15 protein-coding genes are annotated in these 16,756 nt (G+C 39.6%); 9 read left to right on the plus strand and 6 right to left on the minus strand.

Annotation, left to right across the window (positions count from 1 at the left end; translation table 11 throughout):
• From HWV03_RS15560 to HWV03_RS15590, 7 genes are all read left to right on the plus strand, one after another.
• Window positions 1–696, plus strand: coding sequence for a 5-oxoprolinase subunit B family protein (locus HWV03_RS15560; protein WP_211676734.1), 696 nt, complete (start codon window positions 1–3; stop codon window positions 694–696).
• The gene (locus HWV03_RS15565) at window positions 696–1,631 is read left to right on the plus strand and encodes a 5-oxoprolinase subunit C family protein (RefSeq protein ID WP_211676735.1); all 936 of its coding nucleotides are present in this window, start codon (window positions 696–698) and stop codon (window positions 1,629–1,631) included. The genes HWV03_RS15560 and HWV03_RS15565 overlap by 1 nt, the downstream gene beginning before the upstream one ends.
• A gap of 452 nt (window positions 1,632–2,083) precedes the next feature.
• Entirely contained in the window at window positions 2,084–3,067 is a 984-nt protein-coding gene (locus HWV03_RS15570; protein ID WP_211676736.1) for a TAXI family TRAP transporter solute-binding subunit, read from the plus strand.
• A 253-nt stretch (window positions 3,068–3,320) separates the two neighbouring features.
• Window positions 3,321–5,903 carry a TRAP transporter permease gene (locus tag HWV03_RS15575; RefSeq protein WP_211676737.1) on the plus strand — a complete coding sequence of 861 codons (2,583 nt, stop codon included), beginning with the start codon at window positions 3,321–3,323 and terminating at the stop codon, window positions 5,901–5,903.
• 83 nt (window positions 5,904–5,986) lie between these two features.
• Window positions 5,987–6,421 (plus strand): universal stress protein, encoded by a 435-nt coding sequence (locus tag HWV03_RS15580; protein ID WP_211676738.1) that lies wholly within the window; start codon window positions 5,987–5,989, stop codon window positions 6,419–6,421.
• 165 nt (window positions 6,422–6,586) lie between these two features.
• Entirely contained in the window at window positions 6,587–7,666 is a 1,080-nt protein-coding gene (locus HWV03_RS15585; RefSeq protein ID WP_211676739.1) for a response regulator, read from the plus strand.
• Between the two features lie 72 nt (window positions 7,667–7,738).
• A complete protein-coding gene (locus tag HWV03_RS15590; protein WP_211676740.1) occupies window positions 7,739–8,695 on the plus strand; it encodes a GGDEF domain-containing protein in 957 nt (318 codons plus the stop codon).
• A 74-nt stretch (window positions 8,696–8,769) separates the two neighbouring features.
• Here the strand turns inward: HWV03_RS15590 and HWV03_RS15595 are convergent, their stop codons facing one another.
• The 5 genes from HWV03_RS15595 to HWV03_RS15615 form a co-directional block, all read right to left on the minus strand.
• On the minus strand, window positions 8,770–8,973 hold the full coding sequence (locus HWV03_RS15595; protein ID WP_211676741.1) for a DUF2986 domain-containing protein: 204 nt from the start codon (window positions 8,971–8,973) through the stop codon (window positions 8,770–8,772).
• A 12-nt stretch (window positions 8,974–8,985) separates the two neighbouring features.
• Window positions 8,986–9,453, minus strand: a complete 468-nt coding sequence (locus HWV03_RS15600; RefSeq protein WP_211672395.1) for a DUF1456 family protein — start codon at window positions 9,451–9,453, stop codon at window positions 8,986–8,988.
• A 176-nt stretch (window positions 9,454–9,629) separates the two neighbouring features.
• Window positions 9,630–10,868, minus strand: a complete 1,239-nt coding sequence (locus HWV03_RS15605; protein ID WP_211676742.1) for a PGAP1-like alpha/beta domain-containing protein — start codon at window positions 10,866–10,868, stop codon at window positions 9,630–9,632.
• Between the two features lie 80 nt (window positions 10,869–10,948).
• Window positions 10,949–11,845 carry a DMT family transporter gene (locus tag HWV03_RS15610; protein ID WP_211676743.1) on the minus strand — a complete coding sequence of 299 codons (897 nt, stop codon included), beginning with the start codon at window positions 11,843–11,845 and terminating at the stop codon, window positions 10,949–10,951.
• A gap of 63 nt (window positions 11,846–11,908) precedes the next feature.
• Entirely contained in the window at window positions 11,909–12,760 is an 852-nt protein-coding gene (locus tag HWV03_RS15615) for an alpha/beta hydrolase family protein (protein ID WP_211676744.1), read from the minus strand.
• Window positions 12,761–13,008: 248 nt separating this feature from the next.
• Between HWV03_RS15615 and yegD the strand changes: the two genes are divergently transcribed.
• Window positions 13,009–14,361 carry a molecular chaperone gene (yegD, locus tag HWV03_RS15620; protein ID WP_211676745.1) on the plus strand — a complete coding sequence of 451 codons (1,353 nt, stop codon included), beginning with the start codon at window positions 13,009–13,011 and terminating at the stop codon, window positions 14,359–14,361.
• An 88-nt stretch (window positions 14,362–14,449) separates the two neighbouring features.
• On the opposite strand, the gene HWV03_RS15625 is transcribed toward yegD, so the two are convergent.
• Window positions 14,450–15,601, minus strand: coding sequence for an aminotransferase-like domain-containing protein (locus tag HWV03_RS15625; protein WP_211676746.1), 1,152 nt, complete (start codon window positions 15,599–15,601; stop codon window positions 14,450–14,452).
• Between the two features lie 208 nt (window positions 15,602–15,809).
• Between HWV03_RS15625 and HWV03_RS15630 the strand changes: the two genes are divergently transcribed.
• Entirely contained in the window at window positions 15,810–16,697 is an 888-nt protein-coding gene (locus tag HWV03_RS15630; RefSeq protein WP_211676747.1) for an AraC family transcriptional regulator, read from the plus strand.
• The last annotated feature ends 59 nt before the right edge of the window (window positions 16,698–16,756 follow it).

Below are 16,756 nucleotides of genomic sequence, written 5' to 3' on the forward strand. Positions count from 1 at the left end.
ATGCAATATCAGCTCGATATGATCGGTTATGATGCAATTCTTATTCACTTTACCGATGCAGATAATACTCAACTATTACCTGTGATCTACACTCTAAATCAACAACTAAAAAGTGCCCCAGATTTAAGCACAGTGATTATTGATATTATCCCTTCATATCAAACATTACTTGTCAGCTTTAATATACTCAATATGGAACAGCATCAGCTGGCAGATAAACTTCACGCTTATGTTAAGCGACTATTAAATACAGCATCACCAAAATCTAATCATGCCTCTCCCAGTACCGTTAATTTAATCACGATCCCTGTTTGTTACCACGAAAGTCTTGCGCCAGATCTTGAATCCTTATCGCAATACTCAGCACTGAGTATCAATGACATTATTCAGATCCATTCTTCTACTATATATAGCTGCTATGCAATTGGTTTTATGCCTAACTTTGCCTATTTGGGTGATGTTGATAAACGAATACAGATACCAAGGCATGCCAAGCCAAAAGGCCAAGTCGCTGCGGGTAGTCTAGGTATTGCAGATAACCAAACTGCTATTTATCCTAAATCGAGTCCTGGTGGTTGGCAAATTATAGGTCAGAGCCCTGCAGCAGTGAATACATTATCTGTTGGCTGCCAAGTCAAGTTTAGTGCGATCTCACTGGATGAATTTAATCGTTACGACCAAAAGGCTGACGCATAATGAATATTACTCCTGCATTCGACGTTATCAAACCAGGCGTTCATACTTTAATTCAAGATCTTGGGCGTTTTGGATATCAACATTTAGGTATCACGCCCGGTGGTCCAGCCGATCTTCATGCTTATCTATGGGCAAATAAGATACTCGGCAATGATAGTAATATGGCCATTCTTGAAATACATTATGGATTAATGATATTACGTGTATTAACGGATACAAAAATTGCGATTTGCGGTGCCGAGTTTGGGGTGAATATTAATGATAAACCCGCTTTTAATTGGCAAACACATAACGTTAAAACAGGTGACATTATTCAGTATGGTGGAGCAAGAACGGGGAAATGTGGCTATCTGGCTATTGTCGGTGGTCTGCAAACAGAGATGAGTCACCATAGTCGAAGTACCGTCATACGTGATGAACTAAGTGAAATAACGAGTTCATCATTATATGAGGGACAGCGCTTACCTGTAACAGCCCAAACCCCAGCACAATCACAAGAACAACGCGCGGTTCCTCGACATTATATTCCAAATTACTCTGCGCCATTAACCCTCGGGTTATTACCTTGTTATCAATGGCCGCTACTCACTTCAAAACAACAACAGCAACTACTCACCAATAAATATCAAATAAGTCCGCAAGCCAATCGTATGGGCTATCAACTAATAGGTAACATGATTGCCGATTTACCAGCAACATTGACGTCAGAAGGCATCGCATTAGGCAGTGTACAACTCCCTGCTGATGGACAGCCAATTGTTCTACTTCAAGACAGGCAAACGATTGGTGGATACCCGAAAGCAGGTATTATTTCGGCTTTAGATTGCAGTCAGTTATCGCAACGCCAACAGGGGGATGAAATATCTTTCAAACTCGAAAACCCTCTTATTTCACGCTATAAAATGCAAGCTTTCAAACATTTTTTCGACTTTTAATTATGGATAAAACCATTTTAATAATAAAAAAGTCTATAAAGTGAACATAAAACAGACAATCTATTCAGTGATGAACTTCACGTATTTCACCATAAGTAAAAATAATTGCGTTATGTTATGAAGATTTAACAAAATATAATATCAGTCAAAAAATGTACTTTTCAAATTTACAAATACGTATTTTTATAAAAATAAACCCATCTTAAAGCCCAGTGTGTACTAGAATTTAGCTTAAATTCGCACAAAACAAGTGGATGTTTACTTTTTGTTAACCCCGTGTCACAAAGTATGGTTCAAACAGATAATGATGGGTTATTTTGCTGTATCATAAGTATTGCATTATTTATTTTTGCTGATTAAATACACCCACTTGAATTTACGGATTTAATTTCATGGTTATGAAATGCCCTGAAGTAAACAAGCGACTAATGACTAATAAAAAGGAACACAACATGTCTATTACAAAAACAATTGCAAAATCACTTGCTGTAGCAAGTTTAACACTGGCAGCTGCTGCGCCAAGTATCGCAACAGCGAAAACAAGTGACTTTATTACAATCGGTACTGGTGGTGTTACAGGTGTTTACTACCCTGCCGGTGGTGCAATTTGTAAATTTGTAAACCGCAACCGTAAAGAGCACAACATTCGTTGCTCAGTAGAAAGTACTGGTGGTTCAGCTTATAACATCAACACGATGCGTGCAGGTGAACTTGATTTCGGTGTAGCACAGTCTGATCAACAATATTATGCTTACAAAGGCTTAAACCAATACAAAAATCAAGGTGCTTACACTGACCTACGCTCAGTATTCTCACTACACGCTGAAGCACTAACAATTGTAGCTCGTAAAGATTCAGGCATTAAAAACTTTAAAGACCTTAAAGGTAAGCGTGTAAACGTGGGTAACCCTGGTTCAGGTCAACGCAGCACAATGGACGTTGTAATGAAAGCTTACAACTGGGATAACAGTGCGTTCTCACTAACATCTGAACTAAAAGCGAACGAACAATCTCAAGCACTTTGTGATAACAAAATCGACGCTTTTGTATTCTTCGCAGGTTTCCCTAACGGTTCAATTAAAGAAGCAACAACAACGTGTGACGCTGTGATTGTAACGGTTAACGATGCAACAGTAGAAAAACTCGTTGCTGATAACCCTTACTACAGCCAAGTTGTGATCCCTGGTGGCACTTACACTGGTACACCAAAAGACACTGTAACATTTGGTGCGCGTGCAACAATCGTTACCCCAAAATCAATGTCTGACAAGATCGTATATGAAGTAACGAAAGCTGTATTCGAAAACTTCAATACATTTAAGCGTCTACACCCATCATTTGCATCGCTAACAAAAGAAGATATGGCGAATGCAGCACTTAGTGCACCGATTCACCCTGGCGCATTAAAATACTACAAAGAAGTTGGCCTAAAATAAGTCGACTTTTCATTATAAAAATTAAGGGGACATTGTCCCCTTAATTTTTCAAGAAAATTACATTACCTATATATCATTATTTAATTTTTACTACTCTTACTCAAGTTACTGACTATTCTTACACTACGGATTAGTGAAGCAATAAGCAGTACAACCTTTCTGAAATTAAGAGTTCAGTAATTATTAATTACTCTACTAACGAATAACCGAGCCACTTCTTGTGATAAAAATATCGCAGAATGATGGAGGACAAATGTCTAAAACAGAAAATCAAACCACTAGCATGGATGCTGAACTGCAGGAAATGCTTGCACAATCAGATACTGGTGCGCGCGATCCCAAAGGTATTGCTAAAAAAATATTGTTAATTGTGCCATTTATTTGGGCGCTATTTCAATTATGGTATGCCTCTCCTCTGCCGTTCGTTTTAAATTTTGGTATTATTAACGATACTGAAGCTCGTTCTATTCATTTAGCTTTTGCTATATTTCTAGCATTTACTGCTTACCCTGCAATGAAATCGTCACCGCGTGACCATGTGCCGTTGACCGATTGGATTTTTGCATTCGCTGGCGCTTTCAGTGCTGGTTATTTATTCCTATTTTATAATGAATTAGCCGATCGTGCTGGTGCACCCACTACCTTTGATACTGCAGTTGCAGTAACAGGTATGTTATTACTGCTTGAAGCTACACGTCGTTCATTAGGTCCACCACTGATGATCGTGGCAATAGTATTTTTGACTTATACCTTTGCCGGTCCTTATATGCCAGACATTATTGCCCACAAAGGGGCGAGCTTAACAAAAACAATGTCTCATCAGTGGCTAACAACCGAAGGTGTATTTGGTGTTGCGGTTGGTGTATCAACATCATTTGTATTCTTATTTGTGCTATTCGGTTCACTATTAGATAAAGCGGGTGCCGGTAACTATTTTATTAAAGTTGCATTCTCGCTGCTTGGTCATATGCGTGGCGGTCCAGCAAAAGCAGCCGTGGTTGCATCTGGTTTAAGTGGCTTAGTGTCTGGTTCATCCATTGCGAACGTGGTGACAACAGGTACATTCACGATCCCGCTAATGAAACGCGTTGGCTTCCCTGCAACCAAAGCTGGTGCAGTAGAAGTAGCAGCATCAACAAATGGTCAGCTAACACCACCGATTATGGGTGCAGCTGCATTCTTGATGGTTGAGTACGTTGGTATTCCTTATATTGAAGTAATTAAGGCTGCTATTTTACCCGCGCTTATTTCTTACGTTGCATTAATCTACATCGTGCATTTAGAAGCGTGTAAAGCGGGAATGGAAGGTTTACCACGTCGACACAAGCCGACATTAGCACAAAGTTTATTCTCGTTTATGTCTGTCTTGGTGCTAATTCTAGTCCTTAGCTTTGCTGTTTATTATGGTATAGGTTGGACTAAAGATGTATTTGGTGCAGGCGCAACTTGGATTGTAGGTATCGCGACTGTTGCGATTTATGTCGCGTTAATTAAATACTCAACAAAATTCCCTGAGCTAAGCATTGATGATCCAGACAGTGAGCTACTCGAGTTACCAGAACCAGGACCAACAGCAAAAGCAGGTTTATACTTCCTACTACCAATTGTTGTATTAGTTTGGTGTTTAACCGTTGAACGTTTCTCTCCAGGCCTATCGGCATTTTGGGCAACGATATTTATGATCTTCATTGTGATCACACAGCGCCCATTACAGGCTTACTTTAAACAAAGCCAACCAATATCAGATGCAGTTAAAACAGGTTTTGTTGAACTGTTTGATGGCATGGTAACAGGTTCTCGTAACATGATCGGTATCGGTGTAGCGACAGCTGCAGCAGGTATTGTTGTTGGGACAGTAACGCTAACCGGTATTGGTCTAGTGATGACTGAGTTTGTTGAGTTCATCTCAGGTGGTAACATCATGCTGATGCTGGGCTTTACTGCACTCATTAGTTTAATCTTAGGTATGGGTTTACCGACAACAGCAAACTACATCGTTGTTTCAACATTGATGGCACCTGTTATTGTTGAACTAGGTGCTCAAAATGGCTTGATCGTACCGTTAATCGCAGTGCATTTATTTGTGTTCTACTTTGGTATTCTGGCCGATGATACTCCGCCAGTAGGCCTCGCGGCTTTCGCAGCTGCAGCCATTGCAAAAGCAGATCCGATTAAAACCGGTATCCAAGGTTTCATGTACGATATCCGTACCGCGATCTTACCTTTTATGTTTATCTTTAATACCCAGTTATTATTGATTGGTGTGGATTCTGTGCCTCACTTACTACTGACAATTTTCTCGGCCACGACGGCAATGTTGGTATTCTCTGCGGCAACCCAAGGTTACTGGTTAACAAAGTCGAAATGGTATGAAACAATCGGGTTATTATTAATCACGTTTACACTGTTCCGCCCAGGCTTCTGGTGGGATATGGTATATCCACCAATTGAAGAAGTAAGTCCACAGCACATTGAGCAAGTGCTTGCTGATTTACCAAACGGTGGTGATATACGCTTACGTGTTGAAGGTGAAACCTTGGACGGCGCATTCCAAACTAAGATTGTACAGCTACCTTTTGCTGAAGATGCTATCACTGGTGCTGAACGCCTATTGAGTACAGGTTTAGAATTACGCTTTGAAGACGAAAAAACGATTGTTGATATGGTCGGTTTTGGTTCTCCAGCCGAAAAATCAGGTATTGATTTTGACTGGAATATCCTAGCAGTGGAACGTCCGTTAGAACGCCCTGCAAAAGAGTTCCTGTTTATCCCAGCATTACTGCTACTTGCAGGTATTGCTGTTGGTCAACGTCGCCGTATTGCTAACAGCAAATAAGCATTATCGGCCTCGAAACATATATATGCAGTGTACTTAAGTACACTGCATATATCCAAATCACTTTAAATAAGTAATTTATTATGTATAAAGTAATCTTACTACCCGTGGACCTTAACGAAGAAGGTTTTAGTCACGTTGCTGCTGAACACGCCTGCACACTTGCAAAAATTTCTGGCGCAACAATCCATTTATTAAATGTATTACCAACGTCTCAACTACCTATGGTCTCGGCGCACTTCCCTGCGTCGGTTTTACAAGAGATCCGTAAATCTGCACATTCTGCATTACAAGATTTTGCAAAAAAGCATATTGATAGTGGTATTCCAACACAAATACATATGATGGAAGGCAAACCTTCCAAAGAGATTATCAAGGCAGCAAATAAATACGACGCTGATTTAATCGTGATGCCAAGCCACAAACGCGCTAAATTAGAGCTTGCCGTTATTGGTTCAGTAGCAGCAAGAGTTGTAAGTTCAGCATCAATGAGTGTAATGGTTGTTAAACCACAATAAGATGTTTTTGAACAGTGTTATTCACTGTTCAAATATCAAAAATCGATATGTTTATCTGTCATTATTTTTGATAATATGCCTTCTAATTCTTTAACTTCCCCTCTTTTTTCGTTATTATTGCGTAATAAATCTTTGCTATTTCACTGAAGATGAAAAAGGATATTCATGTCAGTCTCCGTACTAATCTGTGATGATTCAAACCTAGCACGTAAACAAATGGCCAGAACACTGCCTCCTTATTGGGATGTGGATGTGAGTTTTTCATCTAACGGTGCCGAAGGTATTGATGCAATCAAGGCTGGTAAAGGTAGCATCGTATTTCTCGATCTTAATATGCCAGTGATGGATGGTTATCAAGTTTTAGAAGCCATTCAAAAAGAGCAACTTAATGCGCTTGTGATTGTAGTATCGGGTGATATTCAAGCTGAAGCACACCAACGCGTAATGGCATTAGGTGCACTTGCTTTTATCAAAAAACCGGTAACAAGTCAGCAAATAGAAACAATCCTTATTAATTATGGTATTGTCGAAAAAGATGAATTATCTCAAACTGAAGCACGATTAATTGCCCAACAATTAGCTGAAAAAAGACAGCAAGATTTAATACAATCAATTCCGGACACCTTACCTACATTAAGTAATGAGCTAGAGTTACCCGCTGAATTCCGTGATGCACTGCAAGAAGTCGCCAATGTAGCAATGGGCCAAGCAGCCGATTTGTTAGCGCGTTTACTTGATGTATTTGTGCTATTACCCGTGCCGAATGTAAATGTCTTTGAAGCCAGTGAATTAACCATGGCATTATCAGCCGCATCCGAACAGGCATCTATTTCAACAGTGTGCCAAGGCTTCATTTGTTCAGGTATTTCTGGTGAAGCACTACTGCTATTCCATGATTCAAGCTTCGATGACATGGCTAAATTAATGGGTATTGAGCACGAAAATTCAAACTTCCAAGAGAAAGAAATTCTCATGGATACAGCAAATATCCTTATCGGTGCATTTTTGCAAGGGTTTAGCCAACAATTGAATGTTAGCTTTAGTCAGGGCCACCCTTCTGTTCTGGGTCAGCACAGCACAGTACAAGAGATGATTAACGCCAATAACTTCCGTAAACAAAAGACGGTCGCTATTGAAATCAATTATCAAATTGAGCACCATAATGTGCAATGTGATCTGTTATTACTCTTTACTGAAAAGTCACTACCAAGTTTACTTAATAGTCTTTCTTACCTCATCGATTAATTTATTGTGTTTTGATGATTTATCAAACTACAGACCAATCAAATAACAAGACAGTTACAAGGAATTGTTAACATGGATAATCAACATTCATTGCATGAGTTTCATTGGATCATGGATATGGTACAAACCATTGATGCTGGTCTTGTAGTACTAGATAAAGACTTTAAAGTTCAACTTTGGAATGGCTTTATGAGTAATCACAGCGGGTTAAGCTCAAGGACTGTACAAGACTCAAACCTATTCTCGCATTTTCCCGAGTTACCTGAATCATGGTTACGGAGTAAAATTGAATCCGTATTTTTATTAAAAAACAACGCATTCACCAGTTGGGAACAACGCCCTTATATTTTCCGTTTTAATAACTATCGCCCAGTGACTGGTATTTCTGAATTTATGTTTCAGAATATGACAATCATACCGCTAGCATCCCTCACAGGTGAAGTGACACACGTAAGCTTGATTATTTATGATGTAACCGATATTGCGATTAACCGTTTACAACTCGATAAAGCAAATGAAAAGCTGGCACACCTAAGTCAAACTGATGCCCTAACCCTGTTAAATAATCGTCATCATTGGAACAGCCTGATTGATCACGAATTTAAGCGTGTTAAACGCTACGAACAAGTATCAACATTAATGATGTTAGACATTGATCATTTTAAAAATGTGAATGATACCTATGGCCATGTTGCTGGTGATAAGGTTATTGCAGCCGTGTCTAAAGTGATGCGAGATAATGTTAGAGAAACTGATTTTGCTGCTCGATATGGCGGTGAAGAATTTGCAATTTGTTTGACTAACACATCCGCAATAAATGCTGTGATATTAGCAGATCGCCTTCGTAAAGCGATTGAGGAAATTTCCATCATAGATGATGGTAACACGATTAAAGTAACCATTTCGATTGGTATGGCTGAATTTACCGCTACTACAGACGCTGTTGATACATGGACGAAGAATGCCGACAGCGCATTGTATCAAAGTAAAGAAAATGGACGAAACCAGTACTCTATATTTAAACTTTAAGCTAAAAACGAAAAAGGTACAGCGCAATGCTATACCTTTTATATTTATCATTCTTACATTTCAGCTAAGGCCATTTATTCTGCCGAAACTTGCTCTTCCTGAGCCTTTCCTGCTTGCTGATTACTCTCTTCCTTCTGAATAACCTCTGCTTCTAAAGCCATTTTTTCACGTTCGGCTTTAGAAATATAACGAGGTTTATTAGAATGAGGAGCCAATTTAGCATTCGCTTTTTTAGCTTTTTTCTTTAATGTCGAAACAACTTTTTTCTTTCTATTCATGATTTAATCTTATTACTTGTCTTCAGCTCGATATTTTACTTGCATACCTGCAAGGAAGTTACGTAATACTTGATCTTTACATTCACGGAAGTGTTTGTGATCAGGTTTACGGAAAAATGCACTTAGTTCGTGTTTACCTAAACGGAATTCAGCAAGTTCTAATAATTCAAGAACATCTTCATTCTTAAGATCTAAAGCAATTTTTAACTTACGTAAAATAATGTTGTTATTAATCGCGTGTTCAGGCTCAGGTTGTGGGCCGTCTTTTTTACCGCGTTTAGCATTAATTAAACCATTCAAAAAAGTCGCCATCTGTGTGTCATTACAACGCACATATGCAGGATCGTCATCTTTTTTTAACCAATCACTGATTTCACCACGTGTAACATCAGCTTCAGCTTGTTTAAACAAAGCAATCATTTTGTCGTCACTGAAATTAAAAGTGTAGCGAATACGGCGTAAAATATCGTTATTGGTCATTAATTAGTCCTAATAAGGCTAGCGTGATGTCGTTATGACTCACAATTTTAGTTATGGCGCACAGTATAGCAGATAACCGAGGATTGATAACATGCAAGTTTATCCTCGGGACCAATAACATTATATCTCGACATCAATAACATTATTCTATACCAACTGCGTTACAACTAACCTTTTTAAGGATCCAGTAACCACTGTCTAATTTTTCTATAAACATCTGGATGATATAGCAAATCCATGTGATTCATATCGCGTCCAATCCACTGATGGTGTTCAGGAAACGTAAGATGAAGTAAATCATCATTATGTCGACCTAACGCACTATCAACATTAACTAAACCATCACCAATTAAACCATCACCAACAACAGTTGACTCTTTGCTTTTTACAGCGGCAAGCGTATAGCAATGCACACCATTAGGTAGGGCTAAGGAGCCTCTATTATCCATTGTATAGCTAAAGCGATCTTTACCTTGCCAATCTTCATCAATAATCGAACCATAACGTAAGTCAGTGATCCCTGCGCTACGGATTTTCCCTAACTTAGCAAATGGCTTGCTGTACGGATTTGAGCCAAGTAATACATCAATCAAATTACCGCCCTTTTCAAGCGCAGCACCATGATGCGGTGTACCTAAAAACACCATTTTATTCACTTGTTCTAACCAAGTATGTTTTGCTTTTTCGCCATAGTAAAAAGCACTGCGAGACACTAAGCCACCCATACTATGAGCAAGAATAGATAATGATAAAGGTTGTGGAGATAAACCAACTAAATATTCCAACAGCGAGGATAAATCACGACCATTTTCCGAGATATGTCGACCTGTATTATAATGTAAATAAATAGGCTCGTAACCAAGATCTCGGGCTAATTCAACACCATGATCATGCTCATCAACTTGCCACTGTAAATCGTTCATACACAGCCCATGTACCATCAACAATATCTTGCCGTTAGATTTCTCAATCAAATTGCGTAAAGCCACATCAGATAATGGTTTACCGTCACGCCTAAATTGCATAATCACAGCCAAAGGATTTTCACGTTCGAGTAAATAATCCCCCAATACACCATTAAGCATAGAAATCGCAACTTCACGGTTTAGCGACGATTCATGCTGTCCAAGTGCCGAGCCTAATTGAGATAAAGAAAAATCTATTTTGTCACCGACGAATGCGGTTACCGTTCGAATGTTACGATAAACAAATCCCGTAACCCCCCGCGTTCTTGGCTGTGTATCTTGCTTATTAAGGCCCAAACTTAAAATTGTGTAATGGAGCGCTTCCACGATATCAGTTAAACCTGTTACTGCATCAACCGCAAGCTGATTAATACCGCGCATATCATTTGCGCGATCCGAGGGCGACGCTTTGATTTCTAACTTTTTTGTTTTTATGCGTGTGTTAAACATACAGTACCTTTTTCTATTTTTCGTTAGGGACGAATTAAGATCTTGACTCTGTTTTAACGCTAAATACTTGAATACACAATCTAGGTTTTGCTGGCGCTCGCTTGACGTTGCAATAATAAGGTCGCAGAGGCTGACAACAAAATGCCGGGAATAACTTGTAAACTAATGCTTTGTCCGTTCACCAATAGCGATAACAAAGCAACAACGGCAGGGTTCATATAGATGTATGCCATTACTCGTGCAGGCCCCAATGCGACCGTTGTTTTCTGATATAAGTATACTGTCATGAGTGTGGCACCCACAACCAAATATGCCATGTAAAATACAGATTCACCTTGGATCAAATGCCATTCTAATGGTAGTCCAGATAACCACAGAGCCAGCCCCATCCAGATACAACCACCAAGTAACGTACTGAATATCATAACAATTAGTTCATCACCTCGATAAAGACGTTTCATCGAAATAGAGTAACAACACATGGAAAAACAACCCGCAATAAATAACAGATCACCACTGTTTAAAGAGAACTCGACCAATCGAGACAAGTCACCGCCAAAAATAACCCAGCAAGTCCCCAAGGCGCCAAGTAAATAAATCATCAACTGCTTAACTTTGATTTTATCTTTAAATACCAGCACACACAGCATCGCAGTTATAAATGGCACTAAAGTATATAAAGTCCCCGTATTTAACGCTGTCGTTATTTTTAATGCTTCAAACTGGAAAATAAAGAACACGGAATAAAATAAACTAATCACCATCGATCGCGGTAAAGTCCGCAATACCTTATTACGCCATTTTTTAGTCACCAGAATAAATGGTAACAATAGGCTAACCGCGCCAGTAAATCGTAATAAGGTGAGAGAAAATGGATTTACAAGACCAGCAAGATTTGCCGATGCCAGAAATGATCCTGCTACCAATGTAGTAGCAAGCATGACAAGGAGGTGAAATTTTATATTGGATTGTGCCAAGCCTAAACCTTAATGAATGGTATTTTCGGCAAGGTTAGCACGCAAGTAATACTAACTCCAATACTATGAAGATATGAGTAGCCAATCTGATGTATCTTGCCATACTGATTCTTTCATCGAACGTTTAAAAAAACCAAAGTGATCAATCGATTTCATGCCGACCTGTTTAGGGTCAATAACCACCATATCCGATGCTGCATTTTTAAAATGACGTTGCAGCGCTTTAACACAGCTTGGAGGGGCAAACCGATTGTCATCTGCCATGGCATAGAATCGCATCTTACCCTTATACTGATGATAACCATCATGCAACTCGTTACCTTGTTCATCAGTATAAAATGGTTTACGCCCAAAACGACTCCAATCTCGAATAACTTGTTGCGGTAGATATTCAGCGCCAAGCACCCATTTTGGTAACCCTTTGTTCGCACTATAAAACAAAGGTAAAACACAATAAAAGAACAACACAGATAGTGGTTGATCTTTACGTTTCCAGTTTTTCCAGTGGATTTGTTGTGCTGCAATATTTAAAAAAGATTCATAGCGATTATTATTGGGAGTAATGCCAAGTAGTTGTCCGCCGATAGAATGACCAACACCTAAAATTTTCATTGCGGGATAGCAAGCTTGCGTCCAAGTTAACACTGCATCCATATCAAGTTGTCCCCAATGCATCATACTTGCCGGCTTAGCATTTACGCTCGCTTGTTTACTATCTCCAATACCTCGGTAATCGTAAGTAATAACCGTAAAACCCCGTGCACATAAAAATTCTGCATATGCTTGGTAATATTTACGTAGCACCCCTGTTGCACCATTAATAATAACAACGCGTCCATTATTGCTATTCGGTTTGTATTCGCTAGCAACAAGCTGATAACCATCAGCAGTGTTAATTTCAACTGTATTTATCATGATCTTAATCCATTAAACAAACAAAAATAAACTAATCGGATTTTAATTCAACCATATTTACTCGCTTTTTACATTCACCTAAATGACAACATAACGTCTAAATAACAACGTAACGTCTAAACATCATTGCCTTATATTGATGCAAAATGGCTAATCTGCCTCCGATTAAGTAAGATCCGATTTCAATCTGGTTTCGCTTATCACGGCAGTGTACAATGCGCGGCTGAGTGATTTAATTGGAAAGATTTATGTTTGTCGGTTTTGACTACGGTACTTCTAACTGTGCTGTTGGGTATGTTAATAATGCCAACCCAGAACTTGTTTCTCTTGGCCAGAACAGTTCTTATCTAGCATCTACGCTATATGCTTCGCATCGAAATATGATCCCTAACTGGGTCGCGCGTCACTTACCTGACTCAGTAGCAAAACCAAATTATCTGCAATTACGCCGCGGTCCTATCCAAGCTGGCCGTAACTTGATTAATGATGGCTATGAAGACCAATTATTCTTTGGCCAAGAAGCGCTTGATACCTACCTAGAAGATCCCGAAGAAGGTTATTACATAAAATCGCCAAAATCATTCTTAGGTGCGACCAGTTTAAGCCCGCTACAACTTGCTTTAATGGAAGATGTTGTCACCGCGATGATTTGCAATATCAAGCATAAAGCTGAAACACAGTTAGATAAGCAAATAACCCAAGTTGTGATGGGTAAGCCAGTTAACTTCCAAGGCCTTAGAGGCGAAGAGAGTAACCAACAAGCGTTATCGCTATTAACAACAGCAGCGCAACGTGCAGGCTTTCGAGATATTGAGTTTCTGTATGAGCCGCTTGCTGCAGGTTTTGATTATGAACAAAGTCTAACAACAGAAAAAACTGTGCTTGTAGTCGATATCGGTGGTGGTACAACTGACTGTTCATTACTTAAAATGGGACCCGATAATTGCGGTCTGAGTGATCGCTTTAAACATGTTTTAGGTTACTCAGGTGAACGTATTGGTGGTAATGATTTTGATATTCATTTTGCACAAAAATCATTAATGCCACTTTTCGGTCTAGGCTCGCACCTAATAAGTGGCCTGCCTATGCCTGTTAAACCTTTCTGGGATGCGGTTGCGATTAATGACATCGGCAGTCAAACCGACTTTTATAGTCAGCGTAGCCTTATCGGCTTAAAAGAACTGTATAAAAATGCGGAACAAAAACAGTTGATCACCCGTTTACTCAAGGTACAACAACAAAAACAGACGTATCAAGTGGTGAATCTTGCAGAACAAATGAAAAAGCAACTATCTGAAGCGTCTAGCACAATCGCAGATTTAGGCTTTGTTGAAAACGGATTAACTTTAGCGCTAGAACGTCAAGCGCTGGAACTCGCCAATGCGCCACAGTTAACAAAAATAAAAGCATTAATGGATGAGACGATTACCCAAGCACAAACAATACCGGATGTTATCTTTGTGACGGGTGGTACAGCCAAATCACCGATCATCTTCCAATATATCCAACAGCACTATCCAAACTGTGAAATCATTATTGGTGATCATTTCGGTAGTGTAACTAAAGGGTTAACTCGTTGGGCCGAGAAGATTTTTGCTTAATGAATAACGGTAATTACAAATTCGGAATGATATAGATTAAATCACAAAAAGGGCTGTGTGATACAGCCCTTCGTTTATTCTCGCTAAACTACACAACTGTTTCTAGTACTTGTACCAGTCGATTAACTGCCAATGCTAAATCTGAATGACAAGCATTGGTAAAGTTTAATCTAAATGCAGCGGCCTTCCCTGCCTCTGATTGATAGAATACAGAACTAGGTACAACAGCAACCCCCACATCGAGCATGTCTTTGGCAAGTTTATCAACATTACATTCAGGCAAACGTAACCAAATAAACATACCACCTTCAACTTGTTCAAACTGACAATCATCAGGTAATTGCGCGGTTAATAGATCCGCTAGGTATTGATAACGTTGACGGTATAACTGACGTAGCCCATCTAAATGCTTAGGAAAGTCTTCATGTTGTAACAGATCTAATAATACCGCTTGCATTGGCTGGCTTGAATGTAAATCTGCACCTTGTTTTACACGTTCAAGTGCCGAGATCCACGCTTTAGGACCACTCACTAAACCTAAACGAATGCCAGGCGTTGCTATCTTAGAATATGAACGTAATACGATTGCCTGTTCAGGACAAAAACTTGATACCAAAGGTAATTCAGTCCCTGCAAAACGTAACTCACGATAAGGGGCATCTTCAATCAGTGCAACATTATATTCCTGACACAGTTGCGCGACTTTTTTACGCACCTCAAGTGACCAACATACACCCGTTGGATTATGAAAATCAGGTACTGCATAAAACATCTTGATTGCCTTATCCGCAAAGCATTGCTCTAACTCTTGTAAATCAGGGCCATCAGCACCTTGCTGAATACTCTCAATACTTGCCTGCGCCAATCCAAATACTTGCAGAGCGCCTAGGTAGCTTGGCGCTTCCATGACCACTTTATCGCCAGCGTCTAAAAATGCACGCGCAATCAAATCAAGTCCTTGCTGCGATCCCGTACAAACCAACGCATCTTGCTGATCAGATAATTGATAACATTCTCGGAAATAAGTTAATAACGGCCCATAACCTGCAGTACTGCCATACTGGAATAATTCTGCACGCGTACTCAATTGTTGGATACTCTTCTCCATTAGCGCCAAAGGAAAATGATCACCATCAGGTAGTCCCCCCGCTAATGAGATAACTTCAGCAGAGTTAGCGACACTCAAAATTTCTCTTATGTAAGACGGTTTAATGGCTTGTAATGATTTCGCTAACTGCATAATGTATCTCTCTGGTTATTTTGTTTTTATTGGTTTTAATCGCTAACTAATCACATGCTATATAGTTTTTTAGTTAAATTAACTTTAAAAACGGATAAAAAAGAGATTAATAACGAAATAGCTATCCATTATAGTACGCAGATAAATTTGACATGGCATGTCCATTTATGCGCTTATAGATGTCCATTTATGCTTTTATAAGATCTCAATGCCGACAAGTCCATCTTTAAATCATCAAACATCACGAATAAACGATGTACTCTATTTTATCCATAGTGATATTAGTGCTGAACTGCCAGCGAGACAGTTGGCTGAGATCGCCGCTTATTCTGAACAACACTTTCACCGCGTATTCAAAAATGTTGTTGGTGAATCCGTCCACCAATACATTCGCCGTAACCGCTTAGAGTTTGCAGCTAACCAGTTAATGTTTGATATCAGCAGCTCAGTCGTCACTGTCGCGACAAAGTCAGGTTTTGCCTCAGTATCTTCTTTTAGCCGTGCATTTAAAGCCACCTTCGCCATGTCACCGGGAGAGTGGCGCAGTAAAGACTTAGCCACCAGCACCCCGCCTTATTTGCGCGATCCAGAGATTGCAGCAGCTTACGCTCGAATTCAAAACCGCATATTGCCCCGAGTCCAAATTATTGAATTACCCGAAAGGCATGTGGCTTATGTCCGCCATCAAGGTTATGGTCGATCCATTCGTCTCGCTTGGCAAACTCTGGTGGCGTGGGCAAATGTGGAAGGCAGAAGTGATCAACAACAGTTTGGCTTACACCACTCTAACCCTACTTTTGTCGGCTTAGAACAATGCCGCTATGTGGCATGTCTAGCAATAGATAAACCTTTGCTACGCCGTGGCATGGTGAACAGCATGGTGATCCCTGGTGGTTTACACGCAGTATTTAAATTAACAGGTAAGTATGGTGAATTACTGCCGTATTTAAGTAAGATTATTGAACAGTGGCTACCATCATCTGGATTTAAAATGCAATCGACTCCAGCTTACGTGCATTACCAAAAGAATCATTTTTTAGACGATGATGAGCAGTTTGAATTACAGTTTTGCTTACCCGTATCAACCTTCTTTTAATGCTTTATCATTCGGGGGCTAGATGTGGATGTTATTTAGGTCAGATAGCAAAAAACCGG

Source organism: Moritella sp. 36 (assembly GCF_018219415.1).
Classification (GTDB): domain Bacteria; phylum Pseudomonadota; class Gammaproteobacteria; order Enterobacterales; family Moritellaceae; genus Moritella.

Coding starts and splice junctions, on each gene's coding strand:
- HWV03_RS15560 (WP_211676734.1), top strand. CDS start 1: ATGCAATATCAGCTCGATATGATCGGTTATGATGCAATTCTTATTCAC.
- HWV03_RS15565 (WP_211676735.1), top strand. CDS start 696: ATGAATATTACTCCTGCATTCGACGTTATCAAACCAGGCGTTCATACT.
- HWV03_RS15570 (WP_211676736.1), top strand. CDS start 2,084: ATGTCTATTACAAAAACAATTGCAAAATCACTTGCTGTAGCAAGTTTA.
- HWV03_RS15575 (WP_211676737.1), top strand. CDS start 3,321: ATGTCTAAAACAGAAAATCAAACCACTAGCATGGATGCTGAACTGCAG.
- HWV03_RS15580 (WP_211676738.1), top strand. CDS start 5,987: ATGTATAAAGTAATCTTACTACCCGTGGACCTTAACGAAGAAGGTTTT.
- HWV03_RS15585 (WP_211676739.1), top strand. CDS start 6,587: ATGTCAGTCTCCGTACTAATCTGTGATGATTCAAACCTAGCACGTAAA.
- HWV03_RS15590 (WP_211676740.1), top strand. CDS start 7,739: ATGGATAATCAACATTCATTGCATGAGTTTCATTGGATCATGGATATG.
- HWV03_RS15595 (WP_211676741.1), bottom strand. CDS start 8,973: ATGAATAGAAAGAAAAAAGTTGTTTCGACATTAAAGAAAAAAGCTAAA.
- HWV03_RS15600 (WP_211672395.1), bottom strand. CDS start 9,453: ATGACCAATAACGATATTTTACGCCGTATTCGCTACACTTTTAATTTC.
- HWV03_RS15605 (WP_211676742.1), bottom strand. CDS start 10,868: ATGTTTAACACACGCATAAAAACAAAAAAGTTAGAAATCAAAGCGTCG.
- HWV03_RS15615 (WP_211676744.1), bottom strand. CDS start 12,760: ATGATAAATACAGTTGAAATTAACACTGCTGATGGTTATCAGCTTGTT.
- yegD (WP_211676745.1), top strand. CDS start 13,009: ATGTTTGTCGGTTTTGACTACGGTACTTCTAACTGTGCTGTTGGGTAT.
- HWV03_RS15625 (WP_211676746.1), bottom strand. CDS start 15,601: ATGCAGTTAGCGAAATCATTACAAGCCATTAAACCGTCTTACATAAGA.
- HWV03_RS15630 (WP_211676747.1), top strand. CDS start 15,810: ATGCCGACAAGTCCATCTTTAAATCATCAAACATCACGAATAAACGAT.